Source organism: Citrobacter sp. Cs237 (assembly GCF_030332325.1).
Classification (GTDB): domain Bacteria; phylum Pseudomonadota; class Gammaproteobacteria; order Enterobacterales; family Enterobacteriaceae; genus Citrobacter_A; species Citrobacter_A sedlakii.
The window spans coordinates 26,568-49,110 of record NZ_JAOWIB010000094.1 but is presented as its reverse complement, the minus strand read 5'-3'; the positions used below and the strand labels follow the sequence as shown (position 1 = coordinate 49,110).

Sequence of the window (22,543 nt, the reverse complement as noted above, 5' to 3'; positions counted from 1 at the left end):
ATGAACAACAAAAAAACTCAGGCAAGCTACGCTAAGCCATCTCGCGCTGACATCGTTCGCTCGGTAGCAACATCTACGGCTGTTGAAACAGGGCAGTCCTCCGAGAAGATCGAAGCTTCCCTTGAAGCGACGCGCAAAAAGTTCGCTCATTTACGTCTTGCGGTTTAATCCCTTCTCAATGCTTCTCTGACCCAGTGTTTCATCGGCTCGTAGTCCATTGATACGCCTGCATGGATAGCCGAGATATACTGGGCTTTGTTTTGCTCCCAGCTTTGATAATCCAGCGGTTTGTATCCTCCCTGAACGGCCATCACGTCGGCCAGCAGCCGCGACAGGCGTCCGTTTCCCTCTCTGAATGGATGGATAAGTATTAGCTCGACATGGGTGATGGCGATAGCGGTGATGAGTTGTTCTTCGTCCATGCCGCTACATGGCGTGAAAGGAGCAAGATATTTGGTATCGAATTTGTTCAGCAGTTTTGGCAACTGTGCTGAGGGGGCAAACATAAAGCCGCCTTTGCTGATGTTAACCGCTCTTTCTTGTCCAGCCCACTCGTAGACATTACCTAACCAGCGGTGGTGCCAGCGTTTTAGCATGGCGACGCTGAGCTGTCCTTCCGGAAACTGTTCTTCAAAAACGGACTGGTAGAGTTGTTCTAACAGGACAAGTTCAGCCTCATTCATCTCATCAGAAGTCGCGATCCCCAGCTTGTTAGCCAAAACTTGTTCGCCAGAGTCTTTCTCATACTGGCCTTCACTGCTGGGTACATGGTATCGGCTCATGGAGATGCCCTGTGTTATTAGAGGGATGAAAAACAGAGGGAGTATAACGCCAGACGAGTATGGCAAACAATGTTCGTAAAATCAGTTAGTTAAATAAATGTAGGCTGAAATGCAGTTTTTGGTATTTTTATGAAAATAATCGTTATTTATCAATATCAACACACCAATGCATCATGGGGGTATGGGCGTCGAAATTATCGATTGTACTCATGAAGTTGTGTCCAGTTCCCTGAATTTAAACGGATTGCGATGCTTTTCGTTTTCGTTGTTATCACATAAGGGGCTTATGATAACGGAGATAAGCAACTCAGGGAAAGCGAGGATCGAGACTTCTCGATCCTCATTCCATTTCGATTTAGCCAAACCGTGGCAGGAGGTTAAAGGTGCTGCCGAACCAGCAAAGAATGACCGTAATGCCGAACAATATCACCACCATGGGGATCGCTCTGCCGCCCCATACGGTGAACATTTTATCCGGAAAGCGTTCACGCGATTTCAGCGCAAGGAATGCCGGCACGATAACCGCCCAGATGGTGGCACACAGCCCGGCTCCGCCAATCGCGTAGATAAAACCGTTTGGGAACAGCAGGTACAACGCAGCCGGAGGTAAAAAGGTAAACAGCAGGGTTTTGAATCGCCCGAGGGGGGAATTGTCGATTTTGAACAGATCCGCCAGGTAGTCGAACAGCCCCAGCGTGACGCCAAAGAATGAACTGGCTACCGCAAGGTTAGAAAAGATCAGCAGGAAAAACTCGATAATGCCATGCTGGTTAGTGCCTAAAAATGACTTTACCAGCGAATCAACATTGCCGCCTGAGGCGATGATCTCCTTGAAGTTGCTGCGATGAATATTGCCCATCGTGCAGTACAGCCAGAACAGATAAATCACCAGCGCCAACAGTGAACCAAAGACGATGCTTTTGATCAGCTTATCCTTTCTCTTGCCGTAACAGATAATCAGGCTGGGAATATTGCCGTGAAAACCGAACGAAGCCAGGCAGACCGGAACCGCCATCAAAATATAGGGCAGATAGGTGCGATTGGCCTGTGGCTCGGCGATGTCCCTGAGAATGGAATAGTCAACCTGAAAGAAGAATGAGCCGAACACCACGATAAAGGCAATGATCTTAATGCCGAGAAAAAAAGAGGTGATGCGACTGGCGGCGAGAGAACTGATCCACAAAATGCTGGCGACGAAGATTGCGCTACCTATGCCCACGATCCTCGGGTTCACATGTGAGCCGGTGTTAATCGCAATGGTTTCGCTAATGATTGCCCCGTTCGCCGAAATATAGGCATAGGTCAAAATATATAACACGAAAGCGACGGTGATGCCGCTGATGATGTTCCACTTCGCGCCTATTAAATCTTTCGTAATCGTGTTAAAGCTGGATCCTACGGGGTAATTAAGGTTGGCTTCTAATAACAATAACCCGGAATGCAACATGGAAAACCAGGAGATAATTAAAATAAACGCCCCCCAGAAAAACCACGCGCCAGCAAGGTCAACCGGTAAAGCAAACATCCCGCCACCAATAACGGTGCCGGCAATCACCATAATTCCCCAGAATGAGGAGTGTTTTTTATTTGCGTCTTCGTCCATGGCGTTCCCTTAATGATAACGGCTAAGTCGGTGTTGTCGTCAGGAATATCAGTAATGCCAGGCTTGAATTCGCCAGCGGCGTTATCAAGGCGATAACGCCGCTGGCGTCAGGGTTAATTACACTTCCGCGAGTCGCGCGGTAAAGTGACGTAAGACTTTTGGCTCGTAGGTGAAGGTTAACCCTTTAATATTATGGGCATTTTCTTTGACGTGTCCGAACGCTTCAATAATAAAGTCCATATGCGTTTGGGTGTACGTCGCGCGTGGGATGGTTAAGCGCAGCAGCTCGGCCGGACACGGTAGCTGCTTGCCGGTTTTCGGATCGCGGCCAAGCAGGAATGACCCAATCTCGACGGCGCGAATGCCCGCGACTTTATACAGTTCGCAGGCCAACGCCTGGGCCGGGAACTGCTCAGCAGGAATATGCGGCAGCAGCTTACCGGCGTCGACGAATGCCGCATGCCCGCCCGCTTGCTGACAGGTCACGCCGATGGCTTCCAGGCCGTCTACCAGGTATTGAACCTGCGCGATGCGGTAGGATAGCCAGTCCTGGTTCATCCCATCGTAGAGGCCCGCGGCCAGACGCTCCATTGCACCGCCTTCCAGCCCGCCGTATGTCGGGAAGCCTTCCTGCACCACGCAAATCGTCCTGCATTCGGTATACACATCGAGGAAACTGTCGTCTTTAATGCACAGCAGCCCACCCATTGGCACCATGGCATCCTTCTTCGCTGACATGGCGAGCATATCCGCATACTTGTAGGTCTCGCGGGTGATCTCTTCAATGGTCCAGTCCTGATAACCCGGCTCTCGTTGCTGAATAAACCAGGCGTTTTCCGCAAAGCGCGCCGAGTCCATTACCACCGGAATATCGTACTTCTTCGCGATAGCGTACATCGCTTTCAGGTTCGCGAGCGAAACCGGCTGGCCACCCGCCGAGTTACAGGTAATGGTCGCCACGATATAAGGGACATTATTCGGGCCGACGGTTTCAATTTCATGCTCCAGACTCTGCAGATCAAAATCACCCTTAAAGTCATTGCGAACGGCAGTATCAAACGCTTCCTTAATGTAGACGTTGCGAACGGTACAGCCGTTAATCTGGCTATGACCCTGGGTGGTGTCGAAGAAATAGTTGGAGAAAGCCACCATTTTGCTGCGATCGAGGCCTTTTTCCTGCTCGCGTTTTTTGATCAGCACCGGAATGTAGATTTGTTCAGCGCCGCGCCCCTGGTGCGTTGGAATGGTGTACTGATAACCAAAAATATCGTTCACCGCTTTGCATAACGCATAATAGCTTCGGCTGCCGCTGTAAGCTTCATCGCCGCGCATCATTGCCGCCTGCATATTTTGCGTGACGGCGCCGGTGCCGCTGTCAGTCAGCAGATCAATAAAGACATCTTCGCTATCCAGCAGGAAGGGGTTCATCCCGGCGTTAATAATCGCATTGTCACGATGCTCCCGGGTGGTGCGTTTTACCGGTTCAATAACGCGAATACGAAAAGGTTCTGGCAGATGTTTAAAGTTATTCATGATGTCATCCTTTAATCTTTATTTTGGGCGCGCGATTCCCGGGGTTATTCATGAAATATGAAAACCACTTTTCTGACGCAATACGAATTCGTCTTTATGATTAACCGTAGATCGCCGAAACGACTGACCTTCGCCAATTTATCAGGGCGAGTCAAAACCGCTGCGGTGAAACAGAAATCATAAAAACAAGTATGGGATATCAGTTACTGGCTAAATAAATAGCCTGCAATGATATTGCGGTGGAGGCGTATGTGGCGTTAAGGACGGTGATTGACAATAACGGTGTCAATATTAAACCATTTGGACATTTTATAAGATGTGGTCAGGATGTTCATAATGTACGTTCTCCATTAGTCACGAATATACATTATGTTATTTTCTCTTTTTGTCTAATCTTTGTGCATTCAATTGTGAATTTGGTCACGAACGATGTCATTCAACGATTTTATCAGCGTAAAAGAGGAGCGCTACGTCGCGATCCTCTTTATGCCACGAAATCAGACGGGCTGGCGGCTCCGCATTTCAGATCGCCGATCGCGAAGGGATGAATAAATAAACGCGACGATAAAAATCACCGTAAACAGCACAACAATCGTTGGCGCAGGGGCGCTGTCTAAGAAAAAGGATAAATAGACCCCGAGAAACGCGCTGATCGTCGACAGCAACACCGCCAGCAACAGCGCGTGGCCAAAACGGCGGGTGAGCAGAATGGCAATCGCGCCAGGGGCGATCAGCAGAGAAATCGACAAAATAATGCCGACCGATTTTAACGTCGCGACAATGGTCAGGGCGATCATGCACAGCAGACCGTAATGCAGCAGCGTGGTGTTCAGCCCACAGGCTTTCGCCTGATGGGGATCGAAAGCGTGCAGCAGCAAATCTTTCCATTTTACGCCGATAATCAGCGCGATCCCCAGGGCAATAAGCGCGGTTTGCAGAATATCGACCAGCGATACCCCAAGCATGTCGCCGAACAGAATATGGTCCAGATGCACTTCAGACTGAATTGACACGTACAGCACCAGCCCTGCGCCAAACATACCAGAGAATACGATCCCCATGATGGTATCGCGTTTAATGCGGCTGTTATCGTCGAGAAAGCCCGTGGCGACAGCGCAAAACAGCCCGGCGATAAACGCGCCGATAGCCAGCGGAATACCGACGATATACGCCAGCACAATACCCGGAAACACCGCGTGACTCATGGCATCACCCATGAGCGCCCAGCCTTTCAGCACCAGAAAGACCGACAGCAGCGCGCAGGGAATAGCGACAATGACGGAAACGGCAAGGGCGTTCAGCATAAAGTCGAACTGAAAAGGCTCAAGCAGTGTGCTTAAGAACATGACGGCTCCTTAAGACGTGCGCGACGTCGGTTAGCGAGCAGTCCGTGCTTCGGCGCAAAAATAAACGCCAGCAAAAACAGTAATGTTTGCAGGACCACGATAATTCCTCCGGTGGCGCCGTCCAGCCAGTAGCTGAGCCAGGCGCCGAAGAAGCTGGTCAGGCTGCCAATGGCGACAGCGAGAGTCAGTAAACGCGGAAAGCGGTCGGTTAACAGCCAGGCCGTTGCGCCGGGCGTGACCACAAGGCAGATCACCAGAAAGGCTCCAACGGTTTGCAGGGCGGCAACGGTCGACACCGACAGCAGGGTAAAAAACAGCAGCTTCAGACGACCCGGGTTCAGGCCAATCGAACGGGCGTGGTTTTCATCAAAGAAGGTGACCATCAGGTCTTTCCACTTTAACAACAGGATGAGCAAAGAAACCACGCCGATAATTGCTAACTGCAGAATGTCTTCCGGCGCGATAGCCAGCACGTTACCGAGGATTATCGTCTGAATATTCACCGACATCGGGTTTAGCGACACCATAAACAGTCCGATGCCAAAAAATGAGGAAAAAATCAGACCGATAATGGCGTCCTCTTTTAACCGGGAGCGCTGATTAAGAAACAACATACTGCCCGCCGCCAGGCCGCCGGAAAGAAACGCGCCGACAGAGAAGGGAAGACCCAGCATATACGCCCCGGCGACGCCGGGCACGATCGAATGCGACAGCGCATCGCCAATCAGCGACCAACCCTTGAGCATCAAATAGCAGGAGAGAAATGCGCACAGGCCGCCGACCATCGCCGAGACCCACATTGCATTGAGCATATACTGATAGCCAAACGGCTCGGTCAGCCAGTTCATCATTGGCCTCCCTCAACCGTACGGCGGGCGATAAACGGGCGTTCATCATCAGTAATGATATGTTCTTCGCCGCCGCTGAGCGCGACGTGTCGCAAAACGCCGCTGAACGCCAGTTCCAGGTTTTCGGCGGTAAAGGTGGTATCGGTAGGGCCGCTAGCCAGCACCGTGCCTTTGATCATCACGGTGTAATCGCAAAACTCGGTTACCGAGCCGAGATTATGCGTCGACACCAGCATGGTGCGCCCCTCGTCGCGCAGTTCACGCAACAGCGCAATAATGCGGGCTTCGGTTTTAACGTCCACACCGGTGAAAGGTTCATCCAGCAGGATCACCTGACCCTCCTGGGCGATCGCTCTGGCAAGAAATACGCGTTTTTTTTGCCCGCCGGACAGTTCACCAATCTGGCGGTGGCGGTACGCCAGCATATCTACCCGTGCCAGCGCCGCGTCGACGCGCGCATGATCTTCCGCGCTCGCTCGGCGCAGCCAGCCCATGTGACCGTAGCGTCCCATCATCACCACATCTTCCACCAGCACCGGAAAAGACCAGTCCACTTCTTCGGACTGCGGCACATAAGCGATCAGATTGTGCTTCAGCGCCTTGCTCACCGGCTGTTGCAGAATGGCGATATTCCCTGCAGCCAGCCGGACAAAGCCCATTAGCGCCTTAAACAGCGTCGATTTTCCCGAGCCGTTCACCCCGACCAGCGCGGCGATGGAGCCGCCCGGCACCTGAAACGTGGCATCCCGCAGCGCGGTGTGACCGTTGCGATACGTCACCGTCAGTTGATTCACGGTAATCGCGGATGGACTCATGGTTGGCTCCTCAGACCATCGTTAATCCCCTTGACGATGGTTTCAGTGGTGACGCGCAGCAGCTCGAGATAGGTCGGAACCGGACCGTCTGCCGCGCTCAGGGAGTCGACATACAGCACGCCGCCATAGTGTGCGCCGGATTCCCGCGCCACCTGGCGGGCAGGTTTATCCGGGACGGTGCTTTCACTGAATACCGCAGGGATGTGGTGCGCTTTGATGGCGTCGATCACCTTGCGCACCTGCTTCGGCGTGCCCTGCTGATCGGCGTTGATTGGCCAGAGATAAAGCTCTTTCAGCCCGTTATCGCGCGCAAGGTAAGAGAAAGCCCCTTCGCTGGTGACCAACCAGCGTTTGTCGGCGGGGATCTTCGCCAGTTCGGCCTGTAACGGAGCCAGCGCCTTGCGGATTTCCGCTTTATAGGTCTCGGCGTTTTTCTGGTAAACCGCGGCGTTGTCCGGATCGTATTTCACCAGTGCAGCGCGAATATTATCGACATAGATTAAGGCGTTTTCTGCCGACATCCACGCGTGCGGATTAGGCTTCCCGTTATAGGGACCTTCGCTGATGCCCATTGGCTTCACGCCGTTTGAGACCGTGACTTCCGGTACGCCGTCCAAATGCTGGTAAAAGCGGGCAAACCACAGTTCCAGATTCAGGCCATTAGAGAGGATCAACTGCGCGCCTTGTGCCCGTTTAATGTCGCCAGGCGTGGGTTGATACTCATGAATTTCTGCGCCGGGCTTGGTGATGGAGCTGACGTCTGCCGCATCGCCCGCGACATTTCGCGCCATGTCAGCGATCACCGTGAAGGTGGTAATGACTTTGAATTTCTCTTTTGCATACGCAGGCGACAGCGCAAAAACGGCAAGTGCGCCAGTGAACAGGAGCGATGTTAAACGGGGCAGGTGCGGCATAGTATCCCTCATAATAAAGTGGTTAATTATTCATCGAATATAGCCTTTGCTATGTTATATAGCACAAGGTATAGATAAGATACAGTTAAATGAAAATAATTCTTATTTGACTGACCGGTGAGAAACCTGTCACCTTCGGGGGATAGTGTCGTGAATAGTTAAGTTGTAGAATAAATGCATCTTAATGCCGCGGAGGGCACATCATGACCGGCAAGCGTATTGCTCGTGAAAAATTGACGATTAAAAAGATGATCGCGCTATACGAAAGCCAGTGTCCGCAGGCGTCTGACGAATCAGGGCACTATGACGCGCTGTTCGCCTATGCGCAAAAGCGGCTGGACAGATGCGTGTTTGGCGAGGAAAAACCGGCCTGTAAACAGTGTCCGGTGCACTGTTACCAGCCCGCTAAGCGCGAGGAAATGAAGCAGATCATGCGCTGGGCGGGGCCGAGAATGCTCTGGCGGCATCCGATCCTCACCGTTCAGCATTTGATTGACGATAAACGTCCCGTTCCGGCGCTGCCCGAAAAATTTCAGCATAAGAAGCGCAGGGAAGAGGACTGACCGGGTAGGGCGAATAAGGCGCATGCGCCTTATTCGTCAATGGCCTCTTACACCAGCGCGTCCTTATCAATACCCAGTCTTTTCATGCGCGACAGCAGGGTGGTGCGCTTCAGGCCCAGACGCTGGGCTGCGCCTTTCGGCCCCGCAACCACGCCGTTGGTCTCTTTTAATACGCGCATAATCAACTGGTACTCATCCTCGCCGTCCTGCGCCACTTCGGTCGCCACCGGCGGCGTGTGAGGCGTGAGCATTCCCATATCCGGCAGCGAGAGCTGAAGCACGTTGCCTCTGGTGAGCAGTACGGCGCGCTCAATAACGTTTTCCAGTTCACGTACGTTACCCGGCCACTCCATACTGCTAAGCGTACGCAGGGTTTCCGCCGGAATGCTGTCGATATTGCGTCCCAGACGGCGGGCGATCTTGAAGGTAAACGCTTTGACCAGCAGTGGAATATCTTCCGGGCGCTCGCGCAACGGCGGCAACTGGATCGGAAAAACGTTCAGCCGGTAGTAAAGGTCGCTGCGAAACTCGCGGTCGAGAACCATTTTTTTCAGATCGCGGTTAGTGGCGGCAATCAGGCGTACATCGGTCTGGATCAGTTTGTTGCTGCCCAGCCGTTCAAATTCCTGCTCCTGTAACACGCGCAACAGTTTCGGCTGCAACTCCAGCGGCATGTCGCCCACTTCATCCAGGAACAGGGAACTTTTATCCGCCAGCTCAAAACGGCCTATCCGCTGCGCGCTGGCGCCGGTGAATGCTCCGCGCTCATGACCGAACAGATCGCTTTCCAGCAGTCCGGCGGGCATTGCCGCGCAGTTCATTTTCACCATCCGGCGTGCGTTGCGGCCGCTCAGGTTATGAATCGCCCGGGCAATCAACTCCTTCCCGGTGCCGGTTTCACCGAGGATCAGCACCGTACTGTCGCTTTGCGCGACCATCTCTACCTGCTTCAGTACGCTGTACATTGCCTCGCTGCGACCGATGATCTCGCCGAACTCACTGTCGACGTTGTTGAGCTGTTCGGTCAGCGCCAGGTTCTCGTCCACTAGACGTTCTTTCAGACGGTGGATTTCCTGATACGCCCGCGCGTTATCGACGGCGATCGCCACACGTTCGGCAATCTGGCGCAGCAGCTTCAGGTTGGCGGTGGTAAACACTTTTTCTTCGCACTGCGCCAGTTTCAGCACCCCGACCATGCTATTGCCTGACATCAGCGGCAACAGGCACAGCGTCTGGATCTGATTACCCCAGGTTTCAAACAACATCCGTTCATACGGCGCCAGCGCATCCCGTTCATTGAGGTTGATCAGCAGCATCTCTTTGCTTTTAAACACCCGTTCGGTCAGGGTACCAGCTTCATCGACCTCGCTCTGTTCGTGCGCGGGATGATTCTGATCGAGATAATGCGTGGAATAGATATTGAGTTTGTTTTTCCGGTGGCTGCGCAGAACGATGCTGATGTCGTCAATGTTGAAATAATGATGGATCTCTTTGGCGACTTCGCTCACCAGTTCGTCCATATCCAGACGCGAGAGCACCGCGTTGGTGATGGCGACCAGAATACGGAAGTTATCGCGCTCCCGGCACAGAAGTTCGTAATCGACGTTATTGGTTACCCGGCACTGGATCTGCTCTGCCACCACGCCGACGATCTGGGTGAAGGTTTGCAGGCGCTGGTATTCCTTTTCGCTCCAGGAACTTTCTTCACGGCGGGTAAACTCGCAGCCGCCGAAAATGCGTCCTTCCGCCGCCAGCGGCAGCAGGCAGTAATGCCCGAAGGGCTCGTACAGACCGCCGGATGCCAGTTGCGGCCAGGTCTCGCTGAACTCGCTATAGTGACAGTGCAGGGCGTCAGGACGGGAGAGGATCCGACGAATCGGCCCGTGAGCCAGCACCGTCTCATCCTCATAAGCGACGGGTTTACCCTGTTCGCGCGTGGCGTAATACGATGCGCGCTGCGTTTCGGCTTGCCACAACACTATCGCCGCGCTGTCGGCAAGCGCAGAGCGCTTTACCAACTGCGAAAGCGCCTCACTCAGCGATTGCAGGTCGGGCTGCTGTAATAATGTACGAGTGATATCGAACAATCCTTGCTGCCCGAGATCGCTCATCGGTGTATACGACATGTTGCTTTTCCAGGAAAGTACCGCTGCGCGGTGAGAAAAGTGAGTTAAATTATAGGTATTCTTTTGCGTTTATTGCGGGCCACTGGGTCGACCCGCTTGTACTGGCCGGACAAGCATTTAGCGTCATCCGGCAACATAACGAACTTAACAGATCCGCGGCAGCGGCTCGGCGTGCGGGAGATCGAGCGTTCGCTTCACGCCGTACAGACCCGCCAGCCGCACGCCTTTACGCTCGACCACGTCACCAATCAGCGCGGCGTCGCGCCCCAGCGGATGCGCATGCAGCGCCGCCAGCACCGCTTCTGCCGCATCACGTTCCACGGCAATCACCAGTTTGCCTTCGTTGGCAAAGTTGAGCGCGTCCAGCCCCAGCAGCTCGCATACTCCCCGAACGGCAGGCTTTACGGGAAGTGCGGATTCGGACAGCTCAATGCCATAACCGCAGGCGGCGGCAAATTCATGGACCACCGCGTTGACGCCGCCGCGGGTGGCGTCGCGCAGCGCCTTCACGCCCGGAATATCCCGCAGGGCCTGAATCAGCGGCGTCAGCACCGCGCAGTCGCTGACCAGTTCGCCGTCCAGCCCGAGCTGTTCGCGCAGATTGAGGATAGTGGCGCCGTGGTCGCCAAGGGTGCCGCTGACCAGCAGCACATCGCCCGCAGACAGGGTTTGCGCGCCCCAGTGGATGCTGGCTGGAATCGCCCCCATTCCGGCGGTGTTGATAAACAGCTTGTCCGCCGCGCCGCGCTGCACGACTTTGGTGTCGCCGGTGACGATGGCGATATTTGCTTCGCGCGCGGTCGCCGCCATGCTGCTCACCACGGCTTTCAACGTCTCCATCGGCAGGCCTTCTTCAAGAATAAAGCCGCAGGAGAGATAGCGCGGAACAGCGCCGCTGACCGCCACGTCGTTGGCGGTGCCGCAGATCGCCAGCTTGCCGATATTGCCGCCGGGGAAAAACAGCGGGTCAATAACGTAGCTGTCGGTCGAAAAGGCCAGCCGATCGCCTTCGGCCACCAGTTGCGCCAGTTCCAGCCGCGCCTGGTCTTCCTGCTCGGCGAGCCACGGGTTGGCGAAGGCCTCCATAAACAAGCTGTTAATCAGCTGCTGCATGGCCTGTCCGCCGCTACCGTGGGCGAGTTGTACGCTGTTCATGCTTCACACTCCTGCTGACGATACTGATACCAGGCGGCACATGCGCCTTCTGAAGACACCATCAACGCGCCAAATGCGCTTTCCGGGTTACAGGTTTTGCCAAACAACGGACACTGATGCGGCTTACATTTGCCGGTCAGCACTTCGCCACAGCGCGCGCGCGGGTCGTCGTAAACCTGCTGCGGCGCTGGACGGAAGTGGGCTTCAGCATCAAAACGCTGATAATCAGCCGTCAAATGCACGCCGGACGATTCAATCACCCCCAGACCGCGCCACTCGCTGTCGCCGGTCACGCAAAACACCTCGGCGATCGCCTGCTGCGCCAGCAGATTTCCGGCGTCGGGCACCACGCGGCGGTACTGGTTTTCCACCTGGCTGTGGGCCGCTATTTTCTGCTCAACCAGCATCACTACGCCTTGCAGTAGATCAAGCGGTTCGAATCCGGCGACCACCAGCGGACGATCGAACTCATGTGCTATGAAATCATAGGCGTTGGTGCCAATCACCATACTGACGTGGCCCGGCGCGAGGAACGCGTCGATGCCGTTGTCGGGCTGCTCAAGCAGGCTGCGCAGCGTCGGAATGAGGGTGATGTGCTGGCAGAAAAAGTAAAAGTTCTGCACGTCGCGCTGTTTCGCCTGCTGTAAGGTAATGGCTGTGGTTGGCATGGTGGTTTCAAAACCCAGACCGAAGAACACCACTTTGCGCGTCGGGTTTTCCTGCGCCAGTTTAAGGGCATCCATCGGCGAATAAACGATGCGCACATCCGCGCCGCGGGCTTTCGCCTGTAACAGCGACCCCTGTTTGCCGGGTACGCGCATGGCGTCGCCAAAGGTACAAAAAATCACCTCCGGGTGGCTGGCGATTTCAACGCAGCTGTCGATTCGCCCCATTGGCAGTACGCAGACCGGGCAGCCCGGGCCGTGAATGAATTCCACGTTCTCCGGCAGCAACTGGTCGAGACCAAACTTAAAGATTGCGTGGGTATGACCGCCGCAGACTTCCATAATGCGCAGCGGACGTTCAGGGGTGTAAGGCAGCAGCGCGGCGCGTTCGCGCAGGTGCTCAATCAACTGCATCACCTGTTCCGGCGCGCGGTATTCATCAACAAAACGCATTATTTTTCCTCGCCGTACAGCAAAGCGCCGACGTCCGGCTCTACATCAAACATGTTTTGTAGCGCGTCGAGGGTGTCGCGCGCTTCGGCTTCGTTGATGACGCTCATCGCGAAACCAACGTGCACCAGTACCCATTGACCGAGACGCGGCGCGCCGTTTTCGTCATGGCTGCCGACCAGCGTCAGGTCGACGTCGCGCTGGATGCCGCAGACGTCGACTTTGGCCTGGTTACCGTCAATGGCGCGGATTTGGCCGGGAACGCCTATGCACATCGCTGTGCCTCCAGCCAGTTGAGCCATTTCTCCATCCCTTCGCCGCTGGTGGCGGAAATGAGGATGATCTCGATGTCCGGGTTGACTTCCCGGGCGCTGGCCATGCATTTCTCTACGTCAAAATTGAGGTACGGTAGCAGATCGACTTTGTTAAGCAGCATTAACGAGGCGGCGGCAAACATATGCGGGTATTTCAGCGGCTTGTCTTCACCTTCGGTAACGGAAAGCACCGCGACCTTGTGGCGTTCGCCGAGATCGAAGCTGGCCGGACAGACAAGGTTGCCGACGTTTTCGATAAACAGGATGCCGTTATCGTCAAGCGGTAAGCGTGGCGCGGCGTCGGCAATCATCTGTGCGTCGAGATGGCAGCCTTTGCCAGTGTTGACCTGAATCGCTGGCGTGCCGGTCGCGCGAATGCGCGCGGCATCGTTGACCGTTTGCTGGTCGCCCTCAATGACCGCGCAGGGAACCCGGTCTTTCAGTTTCATCAGCGTTTCGGTGAGCAGGGTGGTTTTACCGGAACCAGGGCTGGAGACGAGGTTGAGCACCAGGTGTTGACGGGCGGCGAAGCGGGCGCGGTTGCGCTCGGCCAGACGGTTATTTTTATCCAGCACGTCGATTTCTACTTCCAGCATGCGGCGCTGGCTCATGCCCGGCGCGTGGGTGCCGGCTTCGCCGTGTCCGTAATGCAGATCGCCTTCTTCGCTCTGGCTTGGGGTGAAGGCAGACGTTTTAATACCGGTAATATTCAGCGCCGGGCGGGCTGCCGGGGCAAAAGGCGCGCTACGAAACGCCGAATGCGGGTTATGCTCATCACCCTCTATATAAAGGTTGCCTTCACCGCAACCGCACGTTGTACACATTGCTCACTCCTGGTCTCTTTCTTGTTACAGGCTTTCTGCCGGATAAGGCGCAACCGCCGCCCGGCTTAATCTTCTGTTCCATCAATTTCAATTCGCCGAATCTGTAATCCGTCGTCTGCCACGATGCGTAGCGTATCGCTGTTGCATTGCGGACAACGGCGTACGCGGTGGGTCAGTAACGTGACGTATTCCTGACAGCACTCGCACCAGCATTCGGCTTCTTGCTGTTCGAGGTGCAGTTTACAACCTTCCGCAACAGTGCCACGGCATACCAGATCAAAACAAAAGGAGAGAGCGCTGCTTTCAACGCAAGAAAATGCGCCAATTTTGAGCCAGACCCCAGTTATGCGTTTTGCGCCATGCGCAGCGGCCTGCTGTTCGATCAATTCCAGCGCCCGCTGGCAAAGGGTGATTTCGTGCATGTTGCCTCCCGATGTGATGGCCAGGGTTAAGCAATAAGCGTGCCAGCATGATTATTGTTAAGGCACGCTGATGACGACGATGACGAAATGACATGTCATTCGCGCGACGAAAGCGAAGGGTAAATTTTAAAAATTATTAAAAACAAAGAGTTAAAAAGTGGCATGGAATATGCTTATGGCTGGCTATCTCAGTTAAACGGGTAACCTGTCATGACTATTTGGGAAATAAGCGAAAAAGCCGACTACATCGCGCAGCGGCATCGTCGCCTACAGGACCAGTGGCATATTTACTGCAATTCGCTGGTCCAGGGGATCACCCTGTCAAAAGCGCGGCTGCATCATGCGATGAGCTGCGCGCCGGATAAAGACCTGTGCTTCGTCCTGTTCGAACACTTTCGCATCTACGTGACGATGGCGGAGGGCTTTAACAGCCACACCATTGAATACTACGTCGAAACGAAAGACGGTGAAGATAAACAGTTGATTGCGCAAGCCCAGCTCAGCATTGAAGGCAGTGTGGACGGTCGGATCAGCAACCGCGACCGCGAGCAGGTGCTGGAACACTATCTCGACAAAATCGCCAGCGTTTATGACCGTCTGTATGCCGCCGTCGAGAGCGGTTCGCCGATCAATCTGAGCCAACTGGCGGCGGGTGAAAGCCCGGCAGCGTAAGACCGGGACACGACCCGTTTGACATCGTGACGTCGCCGTACGTGTCGTCACGGGAATTTTTAGGGACAGGTGTGTCGATAAGTGTCGAAAGTGACATTTCATCGCCATCTTTTCGTCAAAAATGACTATCACCTGAGGAATGCCTGGTGAATCGTTTTGTAATTGCTGACTCCACGCTCTGTATCGGCTGCCACACCTGTGAAGCCGCCTGTTCAGAGACGCATCGCCAGCACGGCCTGCAGTCTATGCCGCGCCTGAAAGTGATGCTTAACGAAAAAGAATCTGCGCCGCAGCTGTGCCACCATTGTGAAGACGCGCCCTGCGCCACCGTGTGTCCGGTTAACGCCATTAACCGGGTGGATGGCGCCGTACAGCTTAATGAAAGCCTGTGCGTCAGCTGCAAACTGTGCGGCATCGCCTGCCCGTTTGGCGCCATTGAATTTTCCGGCAGCCGACCGCTGCACATTCCGGCGAACGCGAATACACCAAAAGCGCCGCCCGCGCCACCCGCGCCGGCTCGCGTCAGTACGCTGCTGGACTGGGTGCCTGGCGTACGGGCTATCGCGGTGAAGTGCGATCTGTGCAGCTTCGACGAACAAGGCCCGGCCTGCGTGCGGATGTGTCCGACCAAAGCCCTGCATCTGGTAAATAACATGGATATCGCCCGCGCCAGCAAACGTAAGCGTGAGCTGACCTTTAACACCGATTTCGGCGATCTCACCTTGTTTCAGCAGGCTCAGAGTGGGGATGCAAAATGAGCGCAATTTCATTAGTCACCAGCGGCGTGGCCTGGTTCGCCGCCGCCGCGGTTCTGGCATTTCTGTTTTCGTTTCATAAAGCGCTGAGCGGCTGGATCGCCGGGGTTGGCGGCGCGGTCGGCAGCCTGTGTGCGGCTGGCGCGGGTTTTACGGTGCTCATCAGCGCAACCGCCGTCAGCGGCCTTATGCCGGCGATCGGTCATAGCGTACAAATCACCCCGCTGAATGCGATCTGGCTGATCACCCTCGGACTGTGCGGACTGTTCGTCAGCCTCTATAACATCGACTGGCATCGTCACCCGCAGGTTAATGCTAACGGCCTGTTGGTGAACCTGCTGATGGCGGCGGCAGTTTGCGCGGTGGTGGCCAGTAACCTCGGCACACTGGTGGTGATGGCGGAAATTATGGCGCTGTGCGCTGTGTTCCTGACCGGATGCAGTAAAGAGGGCAAGCTGTGGTTTGTGCTGGGGCGTCTCGGTACGCTGCTGCTGGCGATCGCCTGCTGGCTGGTGTGGCAGCGCTACGGCACGCTGGAACTGCGTCTGCTGGACGTGCGCACCCAGACGCTACCGCTGGGCTCGGATATCTGGCTGCTTGGCGTCATCGGCTTTGGCCTGCTGGCAGGGATTATTCCGCTGCACGGCTGGGTGCCGCAGGCGCACGCAAACGCCAGCGCGCCAGCCGCTGCGCTGTTCTCTGGCGTGGTCATGAAGGTCGGACTACTGGGCATCCTGTCGCTGTCGCTGATTGGCGGCAACGCGCCGCTGTGGTGGGGCGTTACGCTGCTGGTGCTTGGGATGGTCACTGCTTTTGTCGGTGGTCTGTATGCGCTGATGGAACATAACATCCAGCGTCTGCTGGCTTACCACACGCTGGAAAACATCGGCATTATCCTGCTCGGTCTCGGCGCGGGCGTCACCGGCATCGCGCTGCAACAGCCAGCGCTGATTGCGCTGGGTCTGACCGGCGGGCTGTATCACCTGGTCAACCACAGCCTGTTTAAAAGCGTACTGTTTTTAGGCGCGGGCAGCATCTGGTTCCGTACCGGTCACCGCGACATTGAAAAGCTGGGCGGCATCGGTAAGCGTATGCCCGTCATTTCTGTCGCGATGCTGGTGGGGTTGATGGCGATGGCCGCGCTGCCGCCGCTGAACGGCTTCGCAGGCGAGTGGGTGATCTATCAATCCTTCTTCAAACTGGGTAACAGCGGGGCCTTTGTGGGTCGCCTGCTGGGGCCGCTGCTGGCGGTTGGCCTGGCGATTACCGGCGCGCTGGCGGTGATGTGTATGGCGAAAGTGTTTGGCGTCGCCTTCCTTGGCGCACCGCGCACTAAAGAAGCGGAAAACGCCTGCTGTGCGCCGATCCTGATGGGCGTAAGCGTGGTGGCGCTGGCGATTTGCTGCGTGCTGGGCGGCGTCGCCGCGCCGTGGCTGCTGCCGATGATCGCCACAGCCGTTCCGCTACCACTGGAAACGGCGAACACCACGGTTTCACAACCCATGATCGCACTGCTGCTGATCGCCTGTCCGCTGCTGCCGTTCATCATCATGGCAATGTTTAAGGGCAACCGCCTGCCGTCACGTTCGCGCGGTGCGGCGTGGGTCTGCGGTTACGATCATGAGCAGTCGATGGTCATTACCGCGCACGGCTTTGCCATGCCGGTGAAGGAGGCTTTCGCGCCCGTCCTCAAACTGCGCAAATGGCTGAATCCGGTTTCGCTGGTGCCGGGCTGGCAGAACGCGGCGGCGCCGTTGCTGTTCCGTCGCCTGGCGCTGATTGAACTGGCGGTACTGGTGGTGATTGTGGTTTCACGAGGAGCCTGAGAATGAGTGTCTTATATCCGTTAATTCAGGCGCTGGTGTTATTTGCCGCTGCGCCGCTGTTGTCCGGCGTGACCCGCGTGGCGCGCGCCCGTCTGCACAATCGCCGCGGGCCGGGCGTTCTGCAGGAGTACCGCGACATTATCAAACTGCTCGGTCGACAAAGCATCGCCCCTGCCGACTCCGGCTGGGTGTTTCGTCTGACGCCGTTTGTGATGGTTGGCGTGATGCTGACTATCGCCACCGCGCTGCCGGTGGTGACCGTCGGTTCGCCGCTGCCGCAACTGGGCGATCTGATCACCCTGATTTACCTGTTCGCCATCGCCCGTTTCTTTTTCGCCATCGCCGGTCTGGATACCGGCAGTCCGTTCACCGCCATCGGCGCCAGCCGTGAAGCGATGCTCGGCGTGCTGGTGGAGCCGATTCTGCTGCTGGGGCTGTGGGTCGCCGCGCAGGTGGCGGGTTCCACCCACATCAGCAATATCACCGATACGATTTACCACTGGCCTGCGGCCCGCAGTATCCCGCTGATCCTCGCGCTGTGCGCCTGCGCGTTCGCCACCTTTATCGAGATGGGCAAACTGCCGTTTGACCTGGCGGAAGCGGAGCAGGAGCTGCAGGAAGGCCCGCTGACGGAATACAGCGGTAGCGGCTTTGCGGTACTGAAATGGGGCATCAGCCTCAAGCAACTGGTGGTGTTGCAGATGTTCGTCGGCGTGTTCCTGCCGTGGGGGCAAATGGAAACATTCAGCATGGGCGGTCTGCTGCTGGCGCTGGTGATTGCCGTCGCTAAGTTGTTCATCGGCGTGCTGGCGATCGCCCTGTTCGAAAACAGCATGGCGCGTTTGCGTTTTTGCGCCACTTCCCGCGTGACCTGGGCCGGTTTTGGGTTTGCGTTTTTAGCGTTCGTCTCCTTGCTGGTGGCGTGATTGAAGAGAGTTTGAGCATGTCTGAAGAAAAATTAGGTCAACACTACCTTGCGGCGCTGCACCAGGCTTTTCCTGGCGTGGTGCTGGACGAAGCCTGGCAGACCCGAGATCAGCTCACCCTTACCGTGAAGGTGAATTACCTGCCGGAAGTGGTTGAGTTTCTCTACTATAAACAGGGCGGCTGGCTCTCGGTCTTATTCGGTAATGACGAACGCCAGCTGTGCGGGCATTACGCGGTTTACTACGTGCTGTCGATGGAGCAGGGCCAGAAGTGCTGGATCACTGTGCGTGTGGAAGTGGACCCGAACAAACCGGAATATCCGTCTGTTACGCCGCGCGTGCCCGCTGCCGTTTGGGGCGAGCGCGAAGTGCGCGATATGTACGGGCTGATCCCGGTCGGCCTGCCGGATGAGCGCCGTCTGGTGCTGCCGGACGACTGGCCGGACGAACTCTACCCACTGCGTAAAGACAGCATGGACTATCGCCAGCGCCCCGCGCCGACGACCGACGCTGAAACCTACGAGTTTATCAACGAGTTGGGCGACAAGAAAAACAACGTGGTGCCGATCGGCCCACTGCATGTCACCTCTGACGAGCCGGGACACTTCCGCCTGTTCGTTGACGGTGAAAACATTATCGACGCCGACTACCGTCTGTTCTACGTCCACCGCGGCATGGAAAAGCTGGCGGAAACCCGTATGGGTTACAACGAGGTGACTTTCCTTTCGGATCGCGTGTGCGGTATCTGCGGTTTCGCTCACAGCACCGCCTACACCACTTCCGTTGAAAACGCGATGGGCATTCAGGTGCCGGAACGCGCGCAGATGATCCGCGCCATTCTGCTGGAGGTGGAGCGTCTGCACTCCCATCTTCTGAACCTCGGTCTGGCCTGTCACTTCACCGGGTTTGACTCCGGCTTTATGCAGTTTTTCCGCGTGCGTGAAACCTCCATGAAAATGGCGGAGATCCTCACTGGCGCGCGTAAAACTTACGGTCTTAATCTGATCGGCGGAATTCGTCGTGACCTGCTGAAGGACGACATGATCCAGACCCGTCAACTGGCCCAGCAGATGCGTCGCGACGTACAGGAACTGGTGGATATGCTGCTCAGCACGCCCAACATGGAGCAGCGCACCGTGGGTATCGGTCGTCTTGACCCGGAAATTGCCCGCGACTTCAGCAACGTCGGCCCGATGGTGCGCGCCAGCGGTCATGCCCGTGATACCCGCGCCGATCACCCGTTCGTTGGTTACGGTCTGCTGCCGATGGAAGTCCACAGTGAGCAAGGCTGCGACGTGATTTCTCGTCTGAAAGTGCGTATTAACGAGGTTTACACTTCGTTGAACATGATCGACTTCGGTCTGGACAACCTGCCGGGCGGCCCGCTGATGGTGGAAGGGTTCACCTACATTCCGCACCGCTTCGCGCTGGGCTTCTCGGAAGCGCCACGTGGGGATGATATCCACTGGAGCATGACCGGCGACAACCAGAAGTTGTACCGCTGGCGCTGCCGTGCGGCAACCTACGCCAACTGGCCGACCCTGCGTTACATGCTGCGCGGCAACACCGTTTCCGACGCGCCGCTGATTATCGGTAGCCTCGATCCTTGCTACTCCTGTACCGACCGCATGACCGTGGTTGATGTGCGCAAGAAGAAAAGCAAGGTCGTGCCGTACAAAGAACTTGAGCGCTACAGCATTGAGCGTAGAAACTCGCCGCTGAAATAAGGAGTCGCCATGTTTACCTTTATCAAAAAAGTGATTAAAACCGGCGCGCCGACGTCGTCTTATCCGCTGGAGCCGATTGCGGTTGATAAAAATTTCCGCGGCAAACCGGAGCACAACCCGCAGCAGTGCATTGGCTGCGCGGCCTGTGTTAACGCCTGTCCGTCGAATGCGCTGACCGTTGAAACCGATCTGGCCGCTAATGAACTGGCCTGGCAGTTCAATCTCGGACGCTGCATTTTCTGCGGGCGCTGTGAAGAAGTCTGCCCGACGGCGGCGATCCGGCTTTCTCAGGAATATGAACTGGCGGTGTGGAAAAAAGAGGATTTCCTGCAGCAGTCTCGCTTTGCGCTGTGCAACTGCCGCGTATGCAACCGTCCTTTCGCGGTGCAAAAGGAGATCGACTACGCCATCGCCCTGCTGAAGCATAACGGCGACAGCCGTGCGGAGCATCACCGTGAAAGTTTTGAGACCTGCCCGGACTGCAAGCGTCAGAAATGCCTGGTGCCGTCCGACCGTATTGAACTGACTCGCCATATGAAAGAGGCCAGCTGATGAGCACATTATTAGGCCCACGCGACGCCAACGGCATTCCGGTGCCGATGACGGTGGACGAATCCATCGCCAGCATGAAGGCGTCGTTACTGAAAAACATCAAGCGTTCGGCTTACGTTTACCGCGTGGACTGTGGCGGCTGTAACGGCTGCGAAATAGAAATTTTCGCCACCCTCTCACCGTTGTTTGACGCCGAACGCTTCGGCATCAAGGTAGTTCCGTCGCCGCGCCATGCGGACATACTGCTGTTTACCGGCGCGGTGACCCGCGCGATGCGTTCTCCTGCGCTGCGCGCATGGCAGTCCGCGCCGGACCCGAAGATTTGCATCTCTTATGGCGCATGCGGCAACAGCGGCGGGATTTTCCACGACCTGTACTGCGTCTGGGGCGGTACCGATAAAATCGTGCCGGTCGATGTCTACATTCCGGGCTGTCCTCCCACCCCTGCGGCAACGCTGTACGGTTTTGCGATGGCGCTGGGGCTGCTGGAGCAAAAAATCCATGCGCGCGCGCCGGGGGAATGTGACGAACAGGCGGCGGAAATTTTGCATCCTGACATGGTGCAGCCGTTGCGTGTGAAGGTGGATCGCGCGGCGCGGCGACTGGCGGGTTACCGTTATGGGCGACAGATCGCCGACGATTATCTCAACCAGTTAGGTAAAGGAGAGCATCAGGTGGCGCGCTGGCTGGAGGCGGAAAACGATCCGCGCCTGACCGAGATCGTTACCCATCTGAATCAGGTTGTTGAGGAGGCTCGCATCCGATGAGTGAAACGGTGGTGTTCAGTCAACTGAGCCGTAAGTTTATTGATGAGAACGATGCAACGCCCGCCGAGGCGCAGCAGGTTGTCTATTACAGCCTGGCGATTGGTCACCACCTGGGGGTCATCGACTGCCTGGAGGCGGCGTTGACCTGCCCATGGGATGCGTATCTTGCATGGATTGCCACGCTGGAAGCAGGCAGCGAAGCTCGGCGGAAAATGGAAGGGGTGCCGAAGTACGGCGAGATCGTGATCGATTTTAATCATGTGCAAATGCTGGCGCGGGCGTTTGACAACGCACTCGCGCGGCAAACTCCACAGCAGCAAGCGTGGAGTAAACAAATGCTCGGCATGTTGCATGATATTCACCAGGAAAGCGCCATTTATCTGATGGTGAGGAGGCTGCGTGACTGATGTTTTATTGTGCGTCGGTAACAGTATGATGGGCGACGATGGCGCGGGTCCGCTGCTGGCGGAGAAATGCGCCGCCCAGCCACAGGGAGGTTGGGTCGTGATTGACGGCGGTAGCGCGCCAGAAAACGACATCGTGGCGATCCGCGAGCTGCGACCGGATCGGCTGCTGATCGTCGACGCGACCGATATGGGACTGAATCCCGGAGAGATCCGCGTTATCGATCCTGATGACATCGCCGAAATGTTCATGATGACCACCCACAATATGCCGCTGAACTATCTCATCGACCAGCTCAGAGACGATGTCGGCGAAGTGATATTCTTAGGCATTCAGCCGGATATCGTCGGTTTTTATTATCCGATGACCCAGCCGATCAAGGATGCGGTGGAAACCGTCTATCAACGCCTTGCCGGATGGGAAGGGCACGGCGGTTTCGCTCAGCTTGAGACGCAGGAGGCGTGATTTCAGGCGACTGAAAACGCGAAAGCACATTGCCGGATAGCGCTGTCAGCGCCTGATCCGGCAAACGGTTCTCCATCAATTCAGTGCG

At 56.1% G+C, this 22,543-nt stretch carries 25 protein-coding genes; 11 read left to right on the top strand and 14 right to left on the bottom strand.

The features are described from left to right. A complete protein-coding gene (locus tag OGY07_RS07150; protein WP_200035414.1) occupies window positions 1–168 on the top strand; it encodes a hypothetical protein in 168 nt (55 codons plus the stop codon). Here the strand turns inward: OGY07_RS07150 and OGY07_RS07145 are convergent. The 8 genes from OGY07_RS07145 to sitA form a co-directional block, all read right to left on the bottom strand. Further along, entirely contained in the window at window positions 165–782 is a 618-nt protein-coding gene (locus OGY07_RS07145; RefSeq protein ID WP_286599612.1) for a Fic/DOC family protein, read from the bottom strand. The genes OGY07_RS07150 and OGY07_RS07145 overlap by 4 nt on opposite strands. Before the next feature lie 355 nt (window positions 783–1,137). Further along, window positions 1,138–2,385 (bottom strand): low affinity tryptophan permease TnaB, encoded by a 1,248-nt coding sequence (gene tnaB, locus OGY07_RS07140; protein WP_286599609.1) that lies wholly within the window; start codon window positions 2,383–2,385, stop codon window positions 1,138–1,140. Between the two features lie 117 nt (window positions 2,386–2,502). After that, entirely contained in the window at window positions 2,503–3,918 is a 1,416-nt protein-coding gene (tnaA, locus tag OGY07_RS07135; protein WP_042288670.1) for a tryptophanase, read from the bottom strand. A 257-nt stretch (window positions 3,919–4,175) separates the two neighbouring features. Next, complete coding sequence (tnaC, locus tag OGY07_RS23355; protein ID WP_072014995.1) at window positions 4,176–4,253, bottom strand: tryptophanase leader peptide; 78 nt, start codon at window positions 4,251–4,253, stop codon at window positions 4,176–4,178. A 162-nt stretch (window positions 4,254–4,415) separates the two neighbouring features. Further along, window positions 4,416–5,264 carry an iron/manganese ABC transporter permease subunit SitD gene (sitD, locus tag OGY07_RS07130; RefSeq protein ID WP_042288667.1) on the bottom strand — a complete coding sequence of 283 codons (849 nt, stop codon included), beginning with the start codon at window positions 5,262–5,264 and terminating at the stop codon, window positions 4,416–4,418. Next, on the bottom strand, window positions 5,255–6,112 hold the full coding sequence (gene sitC, locus OGY07_RS07125; protein ID WP_181823239.1) for an iron/manganese ABC transporter permease subunit SitC: 858 nt from the start codon (window positions 6,110–6,112) through the stop codon (window positions 5,255–5,257). The genes sitD and sitC overlap by 10 nt, the downstream gene beginning before the upstream one ends. Further along, window positions 6,112–6,927: an iron/manganese ABC transporter ATP-binding protein SitB gene (gene sitB / locus OGY07_RS07120; protein WP_042288665.1), complete on the bottom strand. Its 816-nt coding sequence runs from the start codon at window positions 6,925–6,927 to the stop codon at window positions 6,112–6,114. The genes sitC and sitB overlap by 1 nt, the downstream gene beginning before the upstream one ends. Continuing rightward, entirely contained in the window at window positions 6,924–7,841 is a 918-nt protein-coding gene (gene sitA / locus OGY07_RS07115; protein ID WP_042288663.1) for an iron/manganese ABC transporter substrate-binding protein SitA, read from the bottom strand. The genes sitB and sitA overlap by 4 nt, the downstream gene beginning before the upstream one ends. Window positions 7,842–8,044: 203 nt before the next feature. Between sitA and OGY07_RS07110 the strand changes: the two genes are divergently transcribed. Beyond that, the gene (locus OGY07_RS07110) at window positions 8,045–8,404 is read left to right on the top strand and encodes a nitrous oxide-stimulated promoter family protein (protein WP_286599605.1); all 360 of its coding nucleotides are present in this window, start codon (window positions 8,045–8,047) and stop codon (window positions 8,402–8,404) included. Window positions 8,405–8,451: 47 nt separating this feature from the next. Here OGY07_RS07110 and flhA read toward each other — a convergent pair whose 3' ends face one another. The 6 genes from flhA to hypA form a co-directional block, all read right to left on the bottom strand. Next, complete coding sequence (flhA, locus tag OGY07_RS07105) at window positions 8,452–10,530, bottom strand: formate hydrogenlyase transcriptional activator FlhA (protein WP_200035410.1); 2,079 nt, start codon at window positions 10,528–10,530, stop codon at window positions 8,452–8,454. 144 nt (window positions 10,531–10,674) lie between these two features. Beyond that, complete coding sequence (gene hypE / locus OGY07_RS07100) at window positions 10,675–11,685, bottom strand: hydrogenase maturation carbamoyl dehydratase HypE (RefSeq protein ID WP_042288653.1); 1,011 nt, start codon at window positions 11,683–11,685, stop codon at window positions 10,675–10,677. Continuing rightward, a complete protein-coding gene (gene hypD, locus OGY07_RS07095; protein WP_286599600.1) occupies window positions 11,682–12,803 on the bottom strand; it encodes a hydrogenase formation protein HypD in 1,122 nt (373 codons plus the stop codon). The genes hypE and hypD overlap by 4 nt, the downstream gene beginning before the upstream one ends. Then, window positions 12,803–13,075, bottom strand: a complete 273-nt coding sequence (gene hypC / locus OGY07_RS07090; protein ID WP_042288645.1) for a hydrogenase 3 maturation protein HypC — start codon at window positions 13,073–13,075, stop codon at window positions 12,803–12,805. The genes hypD and hypC overlap by 1 nt, the downstream gene beginning before the upstream one ends. Continuing rightward, window positions 13,066–13,938 carry a hydrogenase nickel incorporation protein HypB gene (gene hypB / locus OGY07_RS07085; RefSeq protein ID WP_060569408.1) on the bottom strand — a complete coding sequence of 291 codons (873 nt, stop codon included), beginning with the start codon at window positions 13,936–13,938 and terminating at the stop codon, window positions 13,066–13,068. Before hypB ends, hypC begins: the two co-directional genes overlap by 10 nt. Window positions 13,939–14,003: 65 nt before the next feature. Next, window positions 14,004–14,360 carry a hydrogenase maturation nickel metallochaperone HypA gene (hypA, locus tag OGY07_RS07080; protein WP_042288638.1) on the bottom strand — a complete coding sequence of 119 codons (357 nt, stop codon included), beginning with the start codon at window positions 14,358–14,360 and terminating at the stop codon, window positions 14,004–14,006. A gap of 210 nt (window positions 14,361–14,570) precedes the next feature. Here hypA and hycA point away from each other — a divergent pair, with 210 nt between their 5' ends. The 9 genes from hycA to hycI all read left to right on the top strand — a co-directional run bounded on the left by hycA (window position 14,571) and on the right by hycI (window position 22,455). Then, on the top strand, window positions 14,571–15,032 hold the full coding sequence (gene hycA / locus OGY07_RS07075; protein WP_042288635.1) for a formate hydrogenlyase regulator HycA: 462 nt from the start codon (window positions 14,571–14,573) through the stop codon (window positions 15,030–15,032). Window positions 15,033–15,178: 146 nt separating this feature from the next. Then, entirely contained in the window at window positions 15,179–15,790 is a 612-nt protein-coding gene (gene hycB / locus OGY07_RS07070; RefSeq protein WP_012907204.1) for a formate hydrogenlyase subunit HycB, read from the top strand. Further along, entirely contained in the window at window positions 15,787–17,613 is a 1,827-nt protein-coding gene (gene hycC, locus OGY07_RS07065) for a formate hydrogenlyase subunit 3 (RefSeq protein ID WP_286599593.1), read from the top strand. Before hycB ends, hycC begins: the two co-directional genes overlap by 4 nt. Window positions 17,614–17,615: 2 nt before the next feature. Further along, window positions 17,616–18,539 (top strand): respiratory chain complex I subunit 1 family protein, encoded by a 924-nt coding sequence (locus OGY07_RS07060; RefSeq protein ID WP_042288625.1) that lies wholly within the window; start codon window positions 17,616–17,618, stop codon window positions 18,537–18,539. Window positions 18,540–18,556: 17 nt separating this feature from the next. After that, window positions 18,557–20,266 (top strand): formate hydrogenlyase subunit HycE, encoded by a 1,710-nt coding sequence (gene hycE, locus OGY07_RS07055; protein ID WP_286599591.1) that lies wholly within the window; start codon window positions 18,557–18,559, stop codon window positions 20,264–20,266. Window positions 20,267–20,275: 9 nt separating this feature from the next. After that, window positions 20,276–20,818 carry a formate hydrogenlyase subunit HycF gene (gene hycF / locus OGY07_RS07050; RefSeq protein WP_042288620.1) on the top strand — a complete coding sequence of 181 codons (543 nt, stop codon included), beginning with the start codon at window positions 20,276–20,278 and terminating at the stop codon, window positions 20,816–20,818. After that, window positions 20,818–21,585, top strand: a complete 768-nt coding sequence (gene hycG / locus OGY07_RS07045) for a formate hydrogenlyase subunit HycG (RefSeq protein ID WP_042288616.1) — start codon at window positions 20,818–20,820, stop codon at window positions 21,583–21,585. Before hycF ends, hycG begins: the two co-directional genes overlap by 1 nt. Next, window positions 21,582–21,992, top strand: coding sequence for a formate hydrogenlyase maturation HycH family protein (locus OGY07_RS07040; RefSeq protein WP_042288612.1), 411 nt, complete (start codon window positions 21,582–21,584; stop codon window positions 21,990–21,992). The genes hycG and OGY07_RS07040 overlap by 4 nt, the downstream gene beginning before the upstream one ends. Then, window positions 21,985–22,455, top strand: a complete 471-nt coding sequence (gene hycI / locus OGY07_RS07035) for a hydrogenase maturation peptidase HycI (RefSeq protein WP_060569414.1) — start codon at window positions 21,985–21,987, stop codon at window positions 22,453–22,455. Before OGY07_RS07040 ends, hycI begins: the two co-directional genes overlap by 8 nt. The last annotated feature ends 88 nt before the right edge of the window (window positions 22,456–22,543 follow it).